This is a genomic window from Pseudomonas sp. BW7P1 (genome assembly GCF_024981055.1).
Classification (GTDB): Bacteria; Pseudomonadota; Gammaproteobacteria; order Pseudomonadales; family Pseudomonadaceae; genus Aquipseudomonas; species Aquipseudomonas bananamidigenes.
The window spans coordinates 2,691,503-2,714,687 of the sequence record NZ_CP103374.1; the positions used below are offsets into that span (position 1 = coordinate 2,691,503).

The window sequence follows — 23,185 nt, forward strand, 5'->3', positions numbered from 1 at the left end:
CGGGGCCTGACTGGCGGGGTGCGTACTGCCCCTGCCTGATCACAACAACAAAGCAGTCATGGACGGTAGCCTCCGATGTTCGACAACACTTCCTTGCGTGGGACGAATCCTGCGCAGCCCGACGTTTCATCCTCGATTCCGTTCGATACCGATCTGTGTGTGCACGGTCTGTTCGAAGCGCAGGTGCTGCGTACCCCCGAGGCGATTGCCGTACGTTGGCAGGATGAGGCGCTCAGCTACCGCGAGCTCAACCGCCGGGCCAATCGCCTGGCTCATTACCTGCGCCGTTTCGGGGTCGGACCGGACGTGCGGGTCGGACTCTGTCTGGAGCGTTCGCCGCAAATGCTGGTGAGTGTGCTCGCGGTGCTCAAGGCCGGCGGCGCCTACGTGCCGCTGGACCCGGCGTATCCGCAGGCGCGGCTGGCACACATGCTGGCCGACAGCGCACCGCCGGTGGTGCTGACCGACGGTCAGGCGCGACAAGTCCTGATGGCTGCGCTCGAACAGGCGACGCTTGCGCCGACAGTGCTCGATCCGTGCGATTCGATACATTGGGCTTCGCTGTCACCGGACAATCCCGATCCTTACGCGACAGGCCTGACATCCCGGCACCTGGCCTACGTGATCTACACCTCGGGCTCCACCGGCAAGCCGAAAGGCGTGATGGTCGAGCATCGCGGGCTGATCGCCGTGAGCGCCGCCTGGGCGCAGCTCTATGCCTTGGGCGAGCCGGTCAATCACTTGCAAATGGCCGGGTTTTCCTTCGATGTGTTCAGCGCCGACCTGATCCGGGCGCTGGGGTTCGGCGGCACGCTGGTGCTGTGCCCACGAGACACCTTGATGGACCCGCCGGCCCTGTATCGTTTGATGCGAGACGCGCAGATCGGCTTTGCCGACTTCGTGCCGGCGCTGCTCAATCCCTTGCTGGCGTGGGTCGAAGAGAGCGGTCATGACCTGTCGTTCCTTAGCACCGTGGTCTGCGGCTCGGACATCTGGACCGCCCACAGCGCCCGGCAACTGCGCAGGTTGTGCGGCGACAAGGTGCAAATCGTCCAGGCCTATGGCGTGACCGAGGCAAGCATCGACAGCACCTGTTTCGAGTTCACCGAAAACAGCCGCACCGACGGCGTCCTGCCGATTGGCCGGGCGCTGCCCAACACCCGGATCTACCTGCTCGACGAACAGGGCGAGCCTGTTACCGAGGGGGCTGCGGGTGAGCTGTACATCGGTGGTGTCGGCGTGGCGCGGGGTTATCTGAACCTGCCGCAGCTCACTGCCGAGCGCTTTATCGACAACCCGTTCGTAGCGGGCGAACGCCTTTACCGCAGCGGTGATCTGGCGCGCTATCGGGTCGACGGCCTACTGGAGTTTCTGGGACGCAACGATTCCCAGGCCAAGTTGCGTGGTCTGCGTCTGGAGCTGGGAGAAATCGAAACCCGGCTGGCGGACATTGCAGGTGTGCGCGAAAGCGTGGTGCTGCTGCGTCAGGACGGCCCCGGTGAACCGCGACTGGTCGGCTACTACTGCGAAAAACCAGGCTCGACGCTGAGCCCGGGTGCCCTGCGTGAACAGCTGCAAAACAGTCTGCCGGATTACATGGTGCCGACTGCATTCGTGCGACTGGAGGCGTTGCCGCTGACGGCCAACGGCAAGGTTGATCGACCGAGTCTGCCGGCGCCTGACGTCGACGCCTTCGACCAGCAGGATTACCAGCCTGCGCAAGGCTCGCTGGAAACCGCGCTCGCCGCGATCTGGGCCGACGTGCTCGGTGTCGAGCGCGTGGGGCGTGAGGATCAGTTCTTTGCGCTGGGCGGTCATTCGCTGTTGGTGATGCGCGTGCTGGCGCAGGTTCGGCATGCGCTGGGGCTCGAAGTCGCGCCTTCGACGCTGTTTGCCGCCCCCGTTCTGAAGCAGTTCGCCGAACGGCTGCAAGCCAGTCAGGCTGCGGCTCGCCCGGCGATCAGGGCCCTTGAACGAACGGGCGCGCAAACGTTGTCGTCTGCCCAGCAGCGCCTGTGGTTCATCGCACAAATGGAGGGTGGCAACGCGGCGTATCACATGCCGCTGAACCTGCGCTTGCGCGGTGCTCTGAACGTGGCGGCGCTCGAACGCAGCTTCAATCAACTGGTGGCACGCCATGGGGCGCTGCGCACCACGTTCATCACCGTTGAAGGGGAAGGGCGGCAACAGATTTCACCGCCTGCGCACAGCCTTCGACTGACCGTAACCGATCTGCAAGGGCCTGATGCTCAAGAGCGTCTTGCCCGGTTGATCGACGAGGAGGGTGCCCGGCCTTTCGACCTGAGCCGCGGTCCGCTGATGCGCGTAAGTCTGGCGCGACTGGCGGCGGACGATCATGTGCTGATGCTGACTCAGCACCACATCATCTCCGATGGCTGGTCGATGGGCGTGCTCACCCGCGAATTGGGGCAACTGTACGAAGCCGCGCTACAGGATCGCGACGATCCGCTGCCGCCATTGCCCGTGCAGTATGTGGATTACGCCGTGTGGCAGAAGCAATGGCTGACCGGCGACGTGCTGGAACAGCAAAACCGCTATTGGCGTGAAACCCTCACGGGCGCCCCGGTGTTGCTGGAGTTGCCGACCGATCACAAGCGTCCGCCCGTGCAGGATTACCTCGGCGGATTTGTGCCGCTGGTCTTCGACCCAACCCTGACCGCAGGCCTGAAAGCCTTGAGCATGCGGCATGGCACTACGCTGTTCATGACCTTGCTGGCCGGTTTCTCGCTGCTGTTGTCGCGCCTGTCAGGGCAGGACGATGTGGTGATCGGCGTGCCGTCGGCCAACCGTCCGCAACAGGAGCTGGAAGGGCTGATCGGTTTCTTCGTCAACACCCTGGCCCTGCGCATGACCCGGTCCGGCACACCCTCGGTGGCGCAATGGCTGCAACAGGCGCGGCAGGTTGCACTGGGCGCTCAGGAACATCAGGAACTGCCGTTCGAGCAAGTGGTGGAGTTGCTCAACCCGCCCCGCAGCCTGGCCCACAGTCCGTTGTTTCAGGTGCTGTTTGCGTGGGAGCAGGATCAGGATTCCGATCTGTTGTTGAGCGGGCTTGACGTCACCCCGGTAGCGAGCAGTCATCACGTGGCCAAGTTCGATCTGCAACTGGCGTTGCATGAGCGTGACGGGCAGATCGTCGGTGGTCTGGAATACGCCTCGGGCCTGTTCGAGCGCGAAACCGTCGAGCAGTTTGGCGAGTACCTGCGTCGGGTGCTGACGCAGATGGTCGAGGACAGCGAGCAGTCGCTGGCCGGGATCAAACTGCTCAGCGCCGAGCAACACCAGCAGATCGTACATGACTGGAATCGCACCTCACGCGATACATCTTCACTGCCCGATTGCATGGCGCGATTCGAGACCCTTGCCCGGCAAACGCCCGATGCCGTGGCGCTGCTCGCCGACCGTGAGCAACTGAGCTACGGCGAACTGAATCGCGCTGCCAACCGACTCGCGCATTACCTGATCGAACAGGGCGTCGGCCCCGAACATCGCGTCGGCCTGTGCCTGGAGCGTTCGCCGCAGATGGTCATCGGCCTGTTGGCGATTCTCAAGGCCGGCGCGGCGTACGTGCCGTTCGACCCGGCCTATCCGGGCGAGCGCCTGGCGTTCATGTTCAGCGATGCCGCGCCGACCTTGCTGCTGACGCAATCGAGCCTGATGGCCGGGCTGCCATTCAACGAGGCGAAGATCTGCTGCCTGGACACTGATGCAGCGCAATGGGCCCAACACTCGGCGGATGATCCGCACGTTGCGGTGAGCCGGGAACACCTCGGCTACGTGCTCTACACCTCGGGCTCCACCGGACGCCCCAAAGGCGTGGCCCACAACCGTCGCGCGCTGGATAACCTGATCACCTGGCAGCTCGATCAAGCCATAACACCGAAGCGCGTCCTGCAGTTCGCCTCGCTGAACTTCGACGTCTCTTTTCAGGAAATCTGCAGCACCCTTTGCCAGGGCGGCAGCCTGTTGCTGATGACCGAGGACAGCCGCAAGGACCTCGCCGCGCTGCGTCCGACCCTGGTGGCCGAAGGCGTGCAGCGGGCGTTCCTGCCATTTGCCGTGTTGCAGCAACTCGCCGGCCTGACCGAAGCCGATGCGCCTGTGCCGGCCGGTGGCTGCGAAATCATCACCGCCGGCGAAGCCCTGCAGATCAATGACGAGCTGCGCGGGTTTGTCCGTGGGCTCGGCGGCGCGCAGTTACATAACCAGTACGGGCCGACCGAAACCCATGTGGTCAGCCAGTACAGCCTGGACTGCGGCGATGCCGAGGCCTGGCCGGACAGGCCGCCCATTGGCCGGCCCATCGCCAATGCGCGGATATATGTGCTGGACGAGCATCTGAATCCGGTGCCGGTCGGCGTGGCGGGCGAGTTGTACATCGCGGGTGCGTGCCTGGCCCGAGGTTACCTGAACCGCCCGGACCTGACCGCCGAACGCTTCTTGCCGGACCCGTTCAGCGACGAACCGGGTGCGCGGATGTACCGCAGCGGCGACCTTGCGAAACTCCAGGCTGATGGCAACGTGCAATACCTGGGACGCATCGATCATCAGGTGAAATTGCGCGGCTTCCGCGTCGAGCTCGGCGAGATCGACAGCCTGTTGCAGCAACAGCCCGGCGTTCAGGAAGCCGCCGTGTTGATGCGTGAGGACGTGGCCGGGGACAAGCGTCTGGTGGCCTATGTGGTCGGCACCGCGACCAGCGAATTTTTGCGTGCCGAACTGCAACGCCAGTTACCCGAACACATGATCCCGAGTGCCTGGGTCCGGCTTTCGCAATTGCCGCTGACCCGCAACGGCAAGCTCGACCGACAGGCGCTGCCGGCGCCGGAGCGCAGCGCCGGGGCGACTTACGAGGCGCCGCGCAACGACATCGAACGGCAAATGGCCGATATCTGGGCCGAAGTGCTCAAGTGCGAGCGGGTCGGCATCCACGACAACTTCTTCGATCTCGGCGGCCATTCGTTGCTGGCGACGCGGATGATCTACGCGATCAACCAGCGCATGGGCGCGCAACTGTCGTTGAGCAGCCTGTTCCAGACGCCTGTGTTGATGGATCTGGCGGCGCAGGTCTCGCGTGATGATCAGAGCATCGAACCGGGGTTCATCCAGATCGAGCCGGATCGCACTCATCGACATCAACCGTTCCCCCTGACCGATATTCAGCAGGCCTACTGGTTCGGTCGCGAAGCCACGGTCAGCCTCGGCGGCGTCAGTGCCCACGGCTATGAAGAACTGCGTATTCCCGACTTCGACGCCGAGCGTTTCGAGCTGGCGTTGAATCGCATGATCCAGCGCCACGACATGCTGCGTGTGATCTTCCTCAGCGACGGCACGCAACAGGTGCTGGCACAGGTGCCGACCTATCGCATGCCCCGCAACGACCTGCGCGGCCTGCCCGGCGAAGAGGCGCAACGCCTGCTTCAAGCGATCCGTGAACGCCAGTCCCATCAGGTGCTGGACGCCAGTCGCTGGCCGCTGTTCGAGTTCAGCCTGTCGCTGCTCGATGACGGCATCACGCATCTGCACATCAGCCTCGATGCGTTGATCGTCGATGCGGCGAGTACGCAGATTCTGGCGCGCGAACTGATGGCGTTCTATGTCGACCCGACCCTGGTACTGGTGGAACCGGGCCTGACTTTCCGCGACTACGTACTGGCCGAACAGCAACTGCGCAACGGCCGCCGTTACGAGCAGGCGCTGGGCTACTGGCGCGAGCGGGTGACCACTCTGGCCCCGGCGCCGGACCTGCCGCTGGTGCGCCAGCCCGAGAGCATTGCCAACCCGCACTTCACCCGTCGCGACCGCGACATGTCGGCGGCGCAGTGGGCGCAGCTCAAGGCCGTGGCCAAGCAGTTTGCGGTGACGCCGTCAGTGATGCTGTTGACCGCGTTCAGCGAAGTGCTGGCGCTGTGGAGCCGCACGCCGCGATTCACCCTGAGCCTGCCGCTGTTCAACCGCATGCCGCTGCACCCGGATGTCGACGAAATCATCGGCGACTTCACCTCGCTGGTGCTGCTGGAAATCGGCATCGACGGCACGCGGAGCTTCACTGACAAGGCCCGTGCCGTGCAGGCGCAACTGTGGCGCGACATCGACCATTCGGTGGTCAGCGGTGTGCGGGTGCTGCGTGAATTGTCCCAGGCCCGGGGCGTGCAGCAGACAGCGATGCCGATCGTGTTCAACAGCACGCTGTCGGAAGCCGCGCCGGAACTGGCCGAGTTCAACCTGGCCGACGCATTGAACGCCCGACACATGCACAGCATCACCCAGACGCCGCAGGTGTGGCTCGACCACACCTTGCTGGAGCTGGACGGACGGTTGTTGTTCAACTGGGACAGCATCGACGAACTGTTCCCGCAAGGCCTGATCGAGCAGATGTTCGCCGCCTATAACACGCTGCTCGACAGCCTCTGCGAGCCGGCGGCCTGGAGCGCGAATACACCTCGACTGCTGCCGCGAGCGCAATTGCCGGCACCGGTCGACAATCAACAAACGCTGCCATTGATGCACGAACTGTTCGAACGCCAGGCTCTGGCCACGCCGGACGCACTGGCGGTGATCGGAGCGCGACAGCTGACCTACGCCCAGTTGCGCAATGAGGCCCGACAACTCGGCGCCCGCCTGCAAGCGCAGGGCGTGGTGCCGAACCGGTTGGTCGCGGTGGTGATGGAGCGCGGCTGGGAGCAAGTGGTCGCGACCCTGGCGATTCTGTATGCCGGCGGCGCTTACCTGCCGATTGAACCGACTCAGCCAGCCGAACGGCTGCAACATATTCTGGATCGCGCCGAGGCGAGTCTGGCCCTGACCCAACCGGCATGGCTCGACAGGATCGAATGGCCGACGCAGGTCACGGCCATGGCGGTGACCGATGAAGTCCTGAACGAAGTCCTGCCACTGCAACCGGTGCAGGTCAACGAAAGCGATCTCGCCTACGTGATCTACACCTCCGGCTCCACCGGCCAGCCGAAAGGCGTGGTGATCGATCATCGCGGTGCGGTCAACACGCTGCTCGACATCAACCGGCGTTTTGCCGTCGGCCCGAATGACCGGGTGTTGGCGATTTCCTCGCTGAGTTTCGACCTGTCGGTCTATGACTTCTTCGGCACGCTGGCGGTGGGCGCGGCAGTGGTCATCCTCGACCCGCAACTGACTCTCGATCCGGCGCACTGGCTTGAATTGATCAAGCGTCATCAGGTCAGCCTGTGGAATTCGGTGCCGGCGCTGCTGGGCATGCTGGTCGAGTACGTGGAGGGCGAGGGCGGTGCATTGCCCGCCAGCCTGCGAGTGGCGATGTTGTCGGGCGACTGGATTCCCCTGACCTTGCCCGAGCGGGCCTGGGTGTTGCAGCCGGGCTTGCAACTGATCAGCCTGGGCGGCGCCACCGAGGCGTCGATCTGGTCGATCTGTTATCCGGTGACGCACGTCGATCCGGCCTGGCGCAGCATTCCCTACGGCAAGGCTCTCGATCATCAGCGCTTCTACGTGCTGGACGAAGCATTACAGGTTCGTCCGACCTGGGTCGCGGGTCAGCTGTACATCGGCGGCATCGGTCTGGCCAAGGGTTACTGGCGTGACGAGAAACTCAGCGCCGGCAGTTTCTTCGATCACCCGCTGACGGGTGAGCGGCTGTATCGCACCGGTGACCTTGGTCGCTTGCTGCCTGACGGCAACATCGAATTCCTCGGTCGCGAAGACAATCAGGTCAAGGTCCAGGGCTATCGCATCGAGCTGGGCGAAATCGAAGCCGCGCTCAATCGCCATCCCGGCGTGCAGAGTGCGGTGGTGCGGATTCTGGGCAGCACGCTGGGCGAGAAGCGTCTGGCAGGTTATGTGCTCAAGGCCGACCCGGCGTTGCAGGCCGGTGACTTCATCGACTACCTGACAGACAAGCTGCCGGCCTACATGATTCCGTCGTCGTTCACCTTCGTCGAAGCCTGGCCGTTGTCCTCGAACGGCAAGGTCGACAAGAAGCGCCTGCCGGAACCGGCACAAGCGCAAGAACAAGGGCCTGCATTGCAAGTCGAGGGCCTGCAGGAACAGCAACTGGTGGACATCGTGAAGGGTGTGCTCAAGTGCGAATCCATTGCCGCCAATGCCAACCTGCTGAACCTCGGCGCGACCTCGATCGATATCGTCAGGATCAGCAACGCCTTGTCCGGCGCCTTGCAGTTCCGCCCGCACGTGGCGCAACTGCTGGCCCAGCCGACGTTGCTGCATCTGCTTGGCATGTATCGCCAGCACCGGGCGCGGCAGGATCTGCTCGGCAATGTTCAGCAGATCTGCGAGACCCCGCAGGACATCATCGAAGATCCACAACAGCGGGCGCAGTTCAAGGCTGAGCAACGTGGTCGCCGGGCCTTCGCTCAAGCCTTGCCGGAGGTGGCACTGGACTTGCCGCAGGACCCGGCTTTCGCAAGGCGTCTGAGCGATTACCGCTCGGTGCGGCAATACGATCCGCAACCGATCGCCACCCAGGCTTTTGCGCATCTGCTGGCCGCACTGGCGCAGGGGCAACTCGACGGGGAGGTGAAATACCAGTTCCCGTCGGCGGGCGGGTTGTACCCGATTCAAGCCTACCTCTACGTGAAGCCGGATCGCGTGCTCGGCGTGCCCGGTGGCGCCTATTACTACGACCCTCGCCAGCACCGTTTGCTGGCCCTCCAGAGCGGATGGCTCGACCCGGACACCTACGACTATTTCGTCAATCGTCCGGTGTACGAGAACGCCGCGTTCTCGCTGTTCTTCATCGCCGACATGGCAGCGATCCGCCCGCTGTATGGCGAGCGTAGCCGCGACTTCTGCCACATCGAAAGCGGCGCCATGGCGCAGTTGCTGAGCATGACCGCCGTCGAACACGGCCTCGGCCTGTGCGGTATCGGCTCGGTCGAGGAACAGCCACTGAAAACGCTGTTCGACCTCGGGCCGAGTCATGCATTGATCTACTCGATGATCGGCGGACGGCGCACGGCCGATGAGCAGTACCGCGCAACGGTCGAGGCCTTTGCCATCGAGCCTGCGACTGCAAGCCTGGACGACGAAGACATGGAGGAGTTCGAAGTATGAATGCCGATCAATTGCTGGCGTTGTTCGCTCGCCATGGTGTGGTGCTCGAGGTGGATGGCGACAAGTTGCGCTGCAAGGCGCCTCGCGGGTTTCTCACCGAAGAGCTGACCCAGGCGCTCAAGCGTCACAAGCAGGCACTGATTGCCTTGCTCGGTGGCGGGGATGACATGGCGATTCCTCGTCGTGCCGGCGAGCACGCGGACTGGCCATTGTCGTTTTCGCAACGGCAACTGTGGTTTCTCGATCAACTGGAGCCCGGCAACCCGTTCTACAACGTGCCCACGGCGGTGACGCTGAAGGGGCGGCTGGACGTGGCGCTGCTGGAGCGGGCGCTGAATGCACTGGTTGCCCGCCACGAAATCTTGCGCACGACGTTTTGCAGCGTCGAGGGGGAGCCGCGTCAGGTGGTGCATCCGTCGATGCCGCTGTCGTTGTCGGTGACGGATCTGCGCCCGTTGCCCGTCAACGAGCGTGAGCAGCAAGTGCGAGTCGCCGTCGAGCAGGACGCCCGGGCGCCGTTCGATCTGGCCATCGGGCCATTGCTGCGGGCGTCTTTGTTGCGTGTGGCGGACGACGAATACCTGTGGCTGTACAGCGTGCATCACATCATTGCCGACGGCTGGTCGATGGGTGTGATCCTGCAGGAAGTCGCCATGCTCTATGGCGACTTCCTGCGCGGTGAGACCCCGAGCCTGGCGCCGTTGCCGGTGCAATACGCCGATTACGCCTGCTGGCAGCAGCAACGCGTGGGTGGCGCAGCGCTGGATGCTCAGCTCGAATACTGGCGACGCACCCTGGACGACGCGCCGCTGTTGTCGACCCTGCCCGCCGACCGGCCGCGACCGCGGGTGCAGCGTTACGTCGGCGCCACGTTTAGTGCTTGCGTTGATGGCGGCACCCTGCGCCAGCTGACGGCGCTGGCCCGGCAGACCCAGGGCACGCTGTTCAATGTGTTGCTGGGCGCTTTGGCGGTGCTGCTGTGGCGTCATAACGGGCAGCAGGATCTGTGCATCGGCACGCCGTTCGCCAACCGCAACCGTCCGGAAGTCGAGCCGCTGATCGGCCATTTCGTCAACACGCTGGTGCTGCGCCAGCACTTGAATCCGCAGCAGACCTTTGCCGAGCTGCTGCGCGACTTACGCGGCCAGATGCTCGATGTCCACGCTCATCAGGACGTGCCGTTCGACCGTGTGGTCGAGGCCGTCAACCCGCAGCGCGATCCCGGCCATTCGCCGCTGTTCCAGGTGATGCTGGTGTTGCAGAACACCCCCGGCAGCGGCGTGCAGATGCCCGGTCTGGCGCTGGCGCCGTACAGCACCAGCAGCGCCACGGCCAAGTTCGACCTGGCGTTCGAGTGGTTCGAGCGGGAAGGCCGGCTCGACCTGTTGGTGGAATACAACACCGACCTCTATGACGTCGCGACCATCGAACGCCTGAGCGGGCACTACCGTCATCTGCTGGAACAGATCGCCGCCGACGCCAAGCAGCCGATCAATGCCTTGCCCTTGATGAACGAGGCCGAACGTCAGCGGGTGCTGGTCGACTTCAACCGCACCGAGCCGCTGATGCAACCGGCGCCATGCGTGCATCAACTGGTCGAAACGCAGGTCGCGAGCAATCCTCAGGCTTGCGCAGTGGTATTCGAGGGCCAATCTCTGAGCTACGCCGAACTCAATGCCCGGGCCAATCGTCTGGCCCGGCATTTGCGCACTCTGGGTGTCGGCCCGGATGTGCCCGTGGCGGTGTGCATCGAGCGTTCGCTGGAGCTGCCGGTGGCGCTGCTGGCGGTGCTCAAGGCCGGCGGCGCCTATGTGCCGCTGGACCCGGACTATCCACTCGGGCGCCTGAGCCACATGCTCGGCGACAGCACACCAGCGGTGCTGCTGACCCTCGGCTCGGCGTACGGAATATTGCGTCAGGCCATACAAGGTTCGACCTGGGAAGCGCCGATTCTCGATCTGGAAAAAGATGCCGCGAGCTGGGCATCGCTGCCTGCGGACAACCTCGATCCGCGCAGTGTCGGCGTCACTCCCGACCATCTCGCCTACGTGATCTACACCTCCGGCACCACCGGTCTGCCGAAGGGGGCGATGGTCGCTCACCGGGGCCTGAGCAATCTGCTGCTGTGGTGCTTGCAGGTCTGCGGTGAAGCAGGGGCGATGCTGCACAAAATCCCGTTCGGTTTCGATGCCTCGGCCTGGGAGACATTCTGGCCACTGGCAACCGGTGGACGGCTGGTGATTGCGCGGCCCGGCGGCCATTACGAACCGGCCTATCTGGCGCGTGAAGTGCGTGAGCAAAAGGTCACGGCGCTGGTGTTCGTGCCGGCCATGCTGCAGCTGTTTCTGGAGGTCGACGAGGTCAGCCAGTGCACGACGCTGACCGATGTGTTCAGCGGTGGCGGTGAACTGCCGCCCGCCCTGGCCCGACGTTTTCAGGAACGTCTGCCCCATGCACGGCTGCACAACGTTTACGGCCCGACCGAAACCACGGTGATCAACAGCGTCTGGACGCTGGAGCCCGGCGCCGAAGTCCCGGCCCGGCAACTGCCGATTGGTCGGCCGATTGCCAACAACCGTTTTTATGTCCTCGACGAGCGCGATGAGCCGGTGCCGGTGGGCGTTACCGGGCAGTTGCACATCGGTGGTGTCGGTGTTGCCCGGGGTTACCTGGGGCTGGCGCAGCTCAGTGCCGAGCGCTTTATCGACAATCCGTTCGTGGCAGGTGATCGCCTCTATCGCAGCGGAGATCTGGCGCGCTATCGCCCGGACGGCCAACTGGAGTTCCTCGGGCGCAACGACTTCCAGGTCAAGTTGCGCGGTGTGCGTCTGGAACTGGGCGAGATCGAAGCCCGGCTCGAGGCATTTCCCGGCATTCGCAGTGCCGTGGTGCTGATGGTTGGCGAAGCGGCGCAGGATCAGCGACTGGTGGCCTGTTGTGTGGTCGCCGAAACCATGGATGAGATGGCGGTACAGGCTCATCTGGCGCAGACGTTGCCGCGCGCGGTTGTCCCCGGCAATTACCTGTGGCTCGATGCCTTGCCGCTGACCGCCAATGGCAAGGTCGATCGTGCCGCGCTGGTGGCGCTGGCGGATGAAGACAGGGTCAACCGTCAGGTCAACCTCAGCAGCCCGCGCGACCACATCGAACTGACGCTGTACCAGATCTGGAAACGCCTGCTGCTGGTGCCGCAGATCGGCATTCGCGACAACTTCTTCAATGTCGGCGGCACCTCCATCGCCGCTATCAAGATGGCCCACGAAATCAGCCAGGTGTTTGCGGTGCAAATGCCGGTGCGCGTGGTGCTCAGCTACCCGACCATCGAGGCGCTGGGCGGCTGGTTGCGGGTCGGGGCGAACCCGGCCGTGGCGCAGGGCAACCTGATCGAGTTCCGTCGTGGTGCGGGACAGCGCAATGTGGTGTGCATTCACCCGGCAGGCGGCACGGCGTTCTGTTACCTGTCGCTGGCCAAGGTTCTGCCCGATGAGGCCGGCGTTTACGGGGTGCAATCACCGGGACTGAATCCGGGGGAGAGCACCGAACCGACGGTTGAAGCGATGGCCGAAGCCTATCTGAGACTGATCGAACCGCTGGCGGCGCAACCGCTGATTCTCACCGGCCTGTCGTTCGGAGGATTGGTGGCGTATGGAATGGCGCGACGATTGACGGCCGCCGGACATCGACAGGTGACCGTGGTGCTGCTCGACACCCAGGGCAGCGACGATCCGGGTTTCCGCGAGCAGATCGGCACCGTGGACATGGCCGAGTTCCGCGACAAGCTGGTGCGTTTCAACGGCATGTACCCCGGCATCGAAGACGCCCAGGTCGAGCGTTATTTCCACATCTACAACCACAACCGTCTGGCCATGGCCGCCTATGAGTGCGCGCCACGCGCCGGTCGTGTGGTGTTGATTCAGGCTCGGGAAGACTTCAGCCGCCATCAGTTGCATGAGCTGCGCGGTTTCTGGCGGCGTCGAGCCGGCAGCGGCTATCTGGCGAAACTGGTCAGCGGCGGGCACTGGGACATGCTCGAAAGTGCGGAAATCCATCGGGTCTCGCAGATCATTCGGTATGAGCTGCAACGCTTCGACGCGCAGGAGGCGAAATGATGAATGCAGCCAAAGAGATGCCATTGCTCGCGCGTTTTGCTGAACAAGTGCAACGTAATCCGCACGCCCCGGCCACTATCGACGGGGTACTGACCCTGACTTACGCGGAACTGGCCAGCGCCAGCGAGCGCATTGCCCGAGGCTTGCGCACACGCGGCGTCGAGCCCGGCCAGTCACTGGCGTTGTGCATGCCGCGCTGCTGGCAATGGCTGGCGGCAATCCTGGGTGCGTTGAAGGCGGGCGCGGTGGTCGTGCCGCTGGACCGCGCCAGTCCGCGCAAACGCCGGGAGCTGATGCTGGCGGATGCGGCGTGTGTGGGATTGATGACCCTGGAGGAAGAACCTCAATGGTCGCCTGCAATGTGGCAATCCGGCGTCGAGGCCTTGCTCGACCAGCCGGACTGTCCGCCGCAAGCATTGGCGGACGAGTTCGCCGAGGTGATGTTCCTGTTCTACACCTCGGGCACCACTGGCATTCCCAAGGCGGTGGAAGTTGGCGAGCGTGGCCTGCTGCGCCTGGCACACACCACGGGTTATATCGAGATTCGCCCGACAGACCGGTTCGCCTGCCTGTCCAACCCGGCGTTCGACGCGTGCAGTTTCGAGCTGTGGGCACCGCTGCTCAACGGTGGCTGCTGCGTGATGATCGCCGACGAAGACGTGCTGGATGCCCGCCGACTGGCCGAGGTGCTGGAGCGCACGCAAGTCGACAACCTGTTCATGACGGTGTCGTTGTTCAACACCCTGATTGCTGAATGGCCGTCGTGCTTTTCCAGCGTGCGTCAGGTATTGATCGGCGGCGAGCAGATCAGCGCCGCCGCTGTCCGTGCCTGGTACCGGGCGAATCCCGAAAGCCGATGCCGGATCCACAACGTCTATGGCCCTACCGAATGCACCACGTTTGCCTTGTGCTGGCCGATCGAGCGCGACTTTGCCGGCAACCTGGCGCCCATCGGCCGACCGCTGCCGGACACGGGGGTGTGGGTGCTGGATGAGCAGCAGCGACCGGTGCCAGTGGGGGAGGTGGGCGAGTTGTATCTGAGTGGCAGCGGCGTCGCCCGTGGCTACCGCAACCGGCCCGAAGAAACGGCCCGCCAGTTCGTCCGGTTGCCCGGCCTCGACCATGGCGCGCAAGTGCATTACCGCACCGGCGATCTGGTGCGGCGCAATGCCGAAGGTCTGATCGAGTACCTGGGCCGGATCGACCGTCAGGTGAAGATTCGTGGTTTTCGCATCGAGCCGGGGGAGGTGGAGCAACGGATCCTGGAGCATCCGGGCGTAGCGCAGGTCTACGTCTGCACCCGGCGTCAGGCGGCGGAAGATCATCAGTTGCTGGCATTCATCGTGCCGCGCGGGGAGCTGGACTATCACACCTTCGAAATTCATTTGCGGGCACAACTGGCGCCGTACATGCGGCCCCATCAGTTGTTCCTGCTGGAGCGTCTGCCGCTGACGGCCAATGGCAAGATCGATCGTGACGCCTTGTTGGCTCAGCCATTGAGACCATGGCACCCGGTGGTAACCACCCTGGAAAACGATCATGCTTCGCCAGCGCTGGCCTGGCTGCTGAATCAGGTCCGCTCGCTGCTCGGTCAACCGAACCTGAGCGCACAGGACGACTGGCTGGGCAGTGGCGGCGATTCGCTCAAGGCCATGCGCCTGCGGTCGGCGATTCGCAACCGTTGGCAGTGCGAGATGGCCCTCGACACACTGCTCAACGCGTCTTTCTCATCATTGGCCGAACGACTGGTCGCCGAGACGCATCGCGATTCGATCTATCCACCTGCACCCTCGATCAGTGGCGCCCGCCGCTTGCCCGCCACCGCTGAACAGCGGCGCTTGTGGCTGTTGCAGCAACGTTCGCCGACCTCGACCGCTTACAGCGTGCCTCTGATTCTGCATCTGGCGGTCGGCGTCGACGTCGCGGCACTGGGCGAGGCCGTGGACCGCCTGGTGAAGCGCCATCCGGGCTTGCGCACGGCGTTCGCATCGGGTGCCGATGGTCTTGATCAGGTGATTGCCGAGCAGGGGCCGGTCTGTCGCACCTTTGCGCTCGGGCACTTTACCCAAGCCAACTGGAAGGCCTTTGCGGAGCTGGTCTTTGCTGCGCCGTTCGACCTGACCACACCGAACCTGTTTCAGGCCTGGCTGTTGCCGTTCGCCGATGGCAGTTGTCGGTTGTTGCTGAACCTGCATCACATCATCGTCGATGGCTGGTCGGTCAACGTGTTGTTCGACGATTTGATGCGGCTCTACGCGGACGTGGTGCAAGGTCGCGACAGCCCGGAGCCGTCGACACGCCTGACGACGCTGGAGTTCGCTCAGTGGCAGCGGCAGTGGAGTGTAGAACCGCATTACCGCGACCAGCGTCGTGCCCTGGCCGAGTTGCACCGTCAACGGGAAGAGCCGTCCCCCGCGTTGATGCCGATGCGCGCACTCAGCCCGGACGCAAGATTGCACCGCGAACCCCTTGGGGCGGTGCGCAGTGCGGCCCTTGAACGGTTCTGCACGCAACAGCGACTGACCCGTTTCGAGGTGCTGTTCAGTGTCTTCGCCTGGAGCCTGTACGCCCTGACCGGAGGCGAGCGGCTGCGGATCGCCAGCCCGGTGGCCAATCGGCCGCTGGCGGAGTTCGAGGACAGCGTCGGCATGTTTGCCAACACCGTGCTGATTCCCACCGCCTTAGACCACGCACTGCCCCTGGGCGAACAGTTGCAGCGCCAGACCGGTGTCGTGCGCGAGGTGCTGGCACTGCAGGACGTGGCACTGGCGGATCTGGTCGAAGACCTGCGGCTGTCTTCCAGCGCCGCGCTGTTCGATTTCATGTTTGTGCTGGAAAACACCGATTACGCTGCCCTGGCCGATTCGAACCTGCACGCCACGCTGGAATTCAACGAGCATCTGCACGCCAAGTGCCCGCTCACGTTGTTGATGGTGGGCAGCGGTTCGCAGCTGGAATGCTGGTGGGAATATCAGTGCAGCCATTTCGATGCCGAGCAGATGAACACGGTGAATGCGTTGTTCCGTCGGGGGCTGGATCTGTTGCTGGAAAGTCCCACGGCGACTCTCGACAGTCTGGTGGGGCCTTATCGACGCGGCCTGCCGGCAGCCAGTGAAGGGCCGATAGCCGAGCTGCCGTTCAACACCCTCGCAGACTGGTTCGAGCACCAGGTGCATTGCACACCGGACGCCACTGCGCTGGTTCAAGGTCAACGCCATCTCACTTATCTTGAGTTGAATGCGCTGGCCGATTCCCTGGCCGCCGCATTGATCGAGCGTCATCCGTTGCCGGCCGCAAGCGCGCCGCTGCACGTGGTGCTGTTTCTCGATGCCTCGGTGGAACACATCGTCGCCTTGCTGGCGCTGGCCAAACTCAACCTGACCGCCGTGCCGCTGGATCCCGCTTACCCGGCGGCGATCCAGCGTCAGGTGCTGGAGCAGGCGCAGCCGCATTGCCTGTTGTTCAACGAGGCGACCGCCGCAGTGCTGGAGGGGCTGAACGCGGGACGGTTCCCCGTGCACCGGGTCGATCTGCACGCCGATGCCGGACCGTTCGAGCGCCCGCGTCATGCCGGCGAACGACCGCTGTACACGCTGTTTACCTCCGGCTCGACCGGCACGCCCAAGGGGGTGCAAGTGTCGGAGCGTACCCTGTGCAATCTGTTGCAATGGCAGCGCAACGAAGGGCAGTTGCCGGCGAAGTCGGTGACCCTGCAGTTCTCCATGCTGTCGTTCGATGTGTCGTTTCAGGAGATTTTCAGCACCCTGTGCGGGGGCGGTTGCTATCACCTGATCACGCCGCGTTGGCGTCAGGATGCCGAGGCGTTGCTGGATTACATGGTCGAGGCGCGGATCGAACGGTTGTTCCTGCCTTGCGTGGCGTTGCAGCATCTGGCGCAAACCGCCGTGGCCCGTGGCATTTACCCGTCGGCATTGCGCGAAGTGATCACCGCCGGGGAGCAGTTGCTGTGTACCGACGCGCTTCGCCACTGGTTCGGTGCAATGCCGCACGCTTCGCTGTTCAATCACTACGGCCCGACCGAGACCCATGTGATCAGCGCCTTGCGCTTGCCTGCGGTGCCCCGTGACTGGCCGTTGCGTGCCCCGATCGGCCACGCTGTCGGCAATGCCCGGATGGTGTTGGTCGATGAGTTTGATCGCCCGGTGCCCAATGGCTGTCGTGGTTATCTGCTGGTGGCGGGACCGATGGTTGCCCGTTGTTATCTGGCCGATCCTGCGCTGAATGCCTCGCGGTTTGTCGAGCTGCAAGAGGGGGGCTTGCATTACCGCACCGGCGATCTGGCGTGGGCCGATGCCCGAGGCTGTCTGCACTATCTGGGCCGCGATGACCAGCAGATCAAACTCAGCGGTCATCGTCTGGAACTGGGGCAGATCGAAGCGGCGCTGATGCAGGTGCCGCAAGTGGTCAATGCGGTGGTGGCGGTTCAGGCCGAACCTGCGCGCCTGATCGCGTGGCTGCAGCTCGACGGCGAACCTGCGACAGCGCAACAACTCGATCGTCAGGTTGCGCAGAGTCTGCCGGCCCATGTGCGGATCGATGAATACCGAAGGCTCGACGTCTGGCCGCGCACCCCAAGCGGCAAGATTGACCGCAAGGCCTTGCCGGCGCTGGGAGAGGCACTGGAGCGGCGCAGCACGCCACAGTTGCCTGTGCAATTGACGGCACTGGAAGGGCAATTGAGCGAGTTGTTCCGCGAGGTGATCGGTCGTGACATCGAGCCGGAACAGACCTTCTTCGAGGCCGGCGCCACCAGCCTCGGCCTGATGCGTTTGCATGGCCGTTACGCCGACGAGCTGCCGCACAAGGTGACGATGGCCGATCTGTTCGAACACGTCACGGTACGGCGGCTGGCGGCGCATCTGTCGACGGCTTCGGGGGCAGCGGTGGAGCGTGTCCGGCAAACCGATGCAGGTCACCAGCCGATGGCAATCATCGGCATGTCGGTCAATGTAGCCGGGGCGCAAAACCTTTCCGAGTTCTGGGCGATGGTGCAGGGCAACGGGCTGGGCATCGAACGTTTCGCCGCCGAAGAAGGTCTGGTCGGCGCCCGCAGCCAACTGGCCGGAATGCTTGACTTCGATCCCGAATATTTCGGCATCAGCCGTCAGGAAGCGCGGCTGATGGATCCGCAACAGCGGCATCTGTTGATGGGCTGTGTGCAGGCCCTGCAACATGCGGCGATTGTCCCGTCGGCGGACGGACCGCGCATCGGTCTGATCGCCAGTTGCGGCGAAACCACGTACTTCCAGCAGATGTTGCGCGAGACCCGCGAAGGCGATTTGCCGGACGGTTTCCAGATGGCGCTGCATCACGACAAGGATTTTCTGGCAACCAAGGCCGCGTATCACCTGGACCTCAACGGTCCGGCCCTGAGCGTGCAGGCGGCCTGCGGCAGTTCGCTGATCGCCGTACACATGGCCAGTTCGATGCTGCGCCAGGGCGACAGTGACGTGATGCTGGCCGCCGGGGTGTTGATCGATCCGACCCTGAGCGATGGCTATCGTCATCGCTCGCAGCACATCTTTTCCGCCGACGGTTTGTGCCGTCCGTTCAGCGACGATGCCAGCGGTACCATCGGCGCCAGCGGTTATGGCGTGGTGGTGCTCAAGCCATTGGCCAGGGCGCGGGCGGAGGGTGACCGGATCTACGCGGTGCTCGAAGGCTCGGCGCTGAACAACGATGGCCGGGCCAAGATGAGCTACACCGCACCGTCGGTAGCCGGACAGAGTGCGGTCATCAGCGAGGCCTTGAGCCGCGCCGGGTTGACCGGTGCAGACATCGGCTACATCGAAGCCCACGGCACCGGCACGCTGCTCGGGGACCCGATCGAAGTCGCGGCGTTGACCAAGGCCTTTGGCGACGCACCGTCCGACCATTGCGCGCTGGCCTCGGTGAAAAGCCAGATCGGCCATCTGGGAGCGGCGGCGGGGGTGGTCGGACTGATTCGCGCCAGCCTTGCGGTGTTCCATGGCGTGCTGCCGCCAAACCTCGGGTTTGCACGGATCAACCCGCAGATCGATCTGGAGCATTCGCCGTTCTACGTACCGACCACGTCGCGGCCCTGGCCGAAAGGGCGGCGGCGTCTGGCGGGTGTCAGCAGTTTCGGAATTGGTGGCACCAATGCCCATGTGATTGTCGGTGCTGCACCCAAGGTGCAGGACGTGACCGAGCAAACGCTGCCTCTGCTGATGATCTCGGCCCATAGCCGAGCGCAACTGCTACGCGATATCGCGGTGATCAGAACGTATCTGCAAGCGCATCCGCAACAGCAGACCGCATTGTTACGACACTTGCAGTCAGGTCGCCGGCAACTGCGCTGGCGCTTCGCAATGGTCTGCCAACCGGGTGACGAAATTCCCTTGCAGCCGACAACGATCAAGGAAATCACTGCGCCGGGTGGACAACTGATCGTCCGTGATCACTCAGCGCAGGCATTGCTGCAGGCCTGGTACGAGGGCGCCCATATCCAGTGGCCGCAGCGCTCGGCGCCGCCGCCCTGGGATTTGTCGCCATCGTCTTTTGATCTCCAGACCTACCGGTTTCAATCCGCTGACGAAATCGTTGTCCCCGTTTCGGCAGGCATCGAGCGGCTGCCGCTGGCGCAGTGGTTCCACCAGCGGCAGTGGGTGCGCGTCCGGCGCCTGAGCGTGAAGGCATCGGATGCCAAGCGAGAAACGCTGATTCTTTGCAGCCATGAAGCCCCCGGCGCGGCATTGCTGGAGCCCCTGCGAGGGGTTTATCGACGTGTGATTCAAGTGCGTCCGGGCAATGGTTTCAAGCACCTCGGCGCAGATCGTTTCGAACTGGATCCGTTGGACACCGAAGCCTTGGGCCGTTTGCTCAGCGAGGTCACAGCGTCTGAAACCGACGAGCTGGACTGGCTCCACACCCTGCCGCTGGCGGTATCCGGCGCGGTCAACGAGCCGTCACTGGATCTGGCGCAGTGGGCCTGTCTGGACACGGTCAGTGCGCTGATGCAGGCGTGGGGGCAAACCGCACGGACGACCCGGCTGCGGTTGTGGTTGATGTCGTGGCAGGCCTGCCCGGTGGACGGCGAGGTCCGACGCCCAGAGCTGGCAGCGCTGGCCGGGATTACCGAAGTGGTGCCCCAGGAATACCCGGTGCGTTGTCACTGGCTGGACTGGCCGTCGCCGCACCTTGGTGAGCAGGCCGGGGTTTTGGCCAATTTGCTCGGAAACCCGGCGACGCTGCCTCGGCGGATGGCGGTGCGCGACGGTTTCTTGTGGCAGCCACGCTTGATCGCTCATCCATTGCCGAGTGCGACGACCTCCAGCCTGTTGCCGGAGGACGGCACGTTTCTGGTGCTGGGTGGTACTGGCGGGATCGGTCGAACCCTTTGCGAACATCTGTTGCAGGCCCCTGCGCGGCGCGTGGTGCTGCTCTCCCGCCAAGGTGAATTGCCTGCAAATCTGGCGGCATACATCTCGCGAATCGACTGCCTTCAGGCGGATATCGCCGATCTGTCGCGCTGGCCGCAGGTACTCGATCAACTGGCCCGACGTTACGGCCAACTGACCGGGGTGATTCATGCGGCAGGTGTCGGCGCGGGCAGTCTGATTCGCCATCGCGACCCCCGGCAGATGGCCGAAGCGATGGCCGCCAAGACCCGCGGCATGCTCGCGGTCGAAAGCTTGATCGAGCAGCTCGCGCCGGGCTTCGTTGTGTATTGCTCGTCGATGTCGGCGCTGTTCGGCGGTGCGGGGCATCTGGATTATTCGGCGGCCAGCGGTGTGCTCGACGGCTTTGCACATTACCGTCCGGACACGGCCAATGCTTGCCTGCGCCTGGGCATCAACTGGGACATCTGGCGCGACATCGGCATGGCCACGACCAGCAACGGCGGGGACGCTGCGCATCAGGAGCATCTGAAGGTCGGCATGTCCGCCGAAGAGGGGGGCCGGGTGTTCGATCTGGCGATGACGGCGCAGTTGCCGCAATTGCTGGTGTCCACCACCGGTATCGACCAGTCGCGGCGCTTTTATCCGGTTCGCCATGGCGCCGTGGCCCCGCCGGTCGAAGTACCGGGAGGCGAGGATCTTTCCGTGCGCCTGCGTGAATGCCTGTGCAAATGGCTCGGGGTGGCTGAGCTTGAGGACGACGATTCACTGTATGAGCTGGGTGCGGATTCGCTGACGCTGCTGGACCTGATCGACGAGCTGCAAGCGGCCACCGGCGAGGTGTTCCAGTTGTCGCAGTTCAGTCACAAGGTCAGCCTGAGTGAAGTGCTGGGGCTGGTGGCCGCCTGCACGGTGGAGGCTTTGGCGACCACGCAGCCGGACTGGAACGGTGCAGTCCGGGTGGATCAGTGGCACACCGGTGCCGGCCGCGAGTGGTTGTACCTGATCCACCCGGTGGGTGGCGATGTTCAGGCTTACCGGGAACTGGTTTCGGCGCTGCCGGCGGGTCTTGGCGTGTGTGTGATCGCCGATCCTGCGTTGCGTATGCCGGAGCTTGCGGACATCAGCATCGCCGAGCGGGCGCGCCTGTATCTGGAGGCCATCAAGGCGCACCTTCCGGACGGCTGCGCCTGGCGTCTGGCGGGTTGGTCGTTCGGAGCCTGGGTGGCGCAGGCGCTGTGTCATCAGGCCCAGGCAGACGGTTTCAGGCAACCGTTGTTGTACCTGATCGATCCACCTGCGCCGGATGCCGGAGCGGAACTGGCCGATATCGATGAGCAGACCATCGAGCAGGTGTTCCAGCGTGAGTTCGCCCAGCGCTGGCCCGATGGCGAAGGGCAGGCGATGTCCGAAGAACGTCAGGCTTATCTGCAGCGGCTGACGGTGTGCTGCCGCAACAATATGCGCAGCATGGTCGACTTCGTGCCGCCGGCATTGACGATCACAACCGTGCGGATGTTCATCGCCGGACATGCCAATCCCTATGGTCTGGGCAATGCCTGGCACATGGATGACCTGCAACGCCGCTGGCAGGCATTGTTGCCGCAATTGCAGAGCTGGCAGCGGCTGGATACCGATCACTACGGCATCGTGGCGGGCCGCTGGGCGCGGATGCTGGCCGAGATGATCGGTGCCGATGAGGCGTCGATATGGATGAAGTGACTTCGATGCCTCGCTGGTTGCCGATCGTGATGCAGGTGCTGTGCGAAGACCGGCCCGAAGCCCAACGCGAGCGGATGTGCGGCTTCGACGAAACGCCTTCGCTCCGGCAGGTTCATCGTTGGCAGACCGAAGTGGTCTTGCCGATGGTGTGTGAGTCCTTGCCGGAGCATCGGCCAGCGTTGCTCGCTTTGCAAAGCCTGCATCAACGGGCGGCGCTCGGCTTGTCCGGGCGCCAGGGTGAATGGCGGGCCGCGCTCAAACCGGTGTGGCTGGCGCTGTATCGACGGGCCTATGCCTACGACGCGGCTTACGCCCAGGCCCACGCCAGTGCGATGACGTACGGCCTCGCACCGGCCAATACGGCCATGATCGCCGAGCACTTTGGCGATGCCGAGGCGTTCGCGACGTACTACGCGCAATTGAATACCGAGGCCAGTGCTACGGCGTTCGCTCAGGCCCATGCCGCAGCGAATGCCGAGGTTTCGGCCCGGGCCTTCGCGGCTGACGATGCTGCCGCCTACGCGCAGGTTTGCGCCGCGTCGGTGCGGGTCTGTGTGTGGGCCTGTGCGCAGGCCGACGATCAGCGGCGCAGGCTGTTCAACCATCTCGCAGAAGGCCTGGTCCGGCACCTAGCCCCGCTGCAATCGCGCTCGACAGGAGAAACGACATGAATGATGCACAGCAGCAATTCGATGTGGTGATCAACGCTCAGGGGCAGTATTCCCTGTGGCCGACGGACAAACCGATGGCCAGCGGCTGGAGCGCGGCGGGCATGCGTGGCGAGCGTCAGGTCTGCCTGGACTACATCAATCGACACTGGGTCGACATGCGCCCGCGCTCTTTGCGCGAAAGCCTGTCGCCGTCCACTGTGTCGTTCCAATAAAAAAGGGT

Annotated in this window: 5 protein-coding genes; all 5 read left to right on the forward strand. The window is 64.0% G+C overall.

Annotated elements, in window-relative coordinates:
* Window positions 1-75: 75 nt before the first annotated feature.
* From NWV16_RS12030 to NWV16_RS12050, 5 genes are read left to right on the forward strand one after another with little or no spacing between them, the layout of a single operon-like run.
* On the forward strand, window positions 76-9,084 hold the full coding sequence (locus NWV16_RS12030) for a non-ribosomal peptide synthetase (protein ID WP_260523196.1): 9,009 nt from the start codon (window positions 76-78) through the stop codon (window positions 9,082-9,084).
* Window positions 9,081-13,193, forward strand: coding sequence for an amino acid adenylation domain-containing protein (locus NWV16_RS12035; RefSeq protein ID WP_260523197.1), 4,113 nt, complete (start codon window positions 9,081-9,083; stop codon window positions 13,191-13,193). The genes NWV16_RS12030 and NWV16_RS12035 overlap by 4 nt, the downstream gene beginning before the upstream one ends.
* Window positions 13,190-22,294 (forward strand): non-ribosomal peptide synthetase, encoded by a 9,105-nt coding sequence (locus tag NWV16_RS12040; protein ID WP_260523198.1) that lies wholly within the window; start codon window positions 13,190-13,192, stop codon window positions 22,292-22,294. Before NWV16_RS12035 ends, NWV16_RS12040 begins: the two co-directional genes overlap by 4 nt.
* Window positions 22,282-22,965 (forward strand): hypothetical protein, encoded by a 684-nt coding sequence (locus NWV16_RS12045; RefSeq protein ID WP_260523199.1) that lies wholly within the window; start codon window positions 22,282-22,284, stop codon window positions 22,963-22,965. Before NWV16_RS12040 ends, NWV16_RS12045 begins: the two co-directional genes overlap by 13 nt.
* On the forward strand, window positions 22,962-23,177 hold the full coding sequence (locus NWV16_RS12050; protein ID WP_260523200.1) for an MbtH family NRPS accessory protein: 216 nt from the start codon (window positions 22,962-22,964) through the stop codon (window positions 23,175-23,177). Before NWV16_RS12045 ends, NWV16_RS12050 begins: the two co-directional genes overlap by 4 nt.
* The last annotated feature ends 8 nt before the right edge of the window (window positions 23,178-23,185 follow it).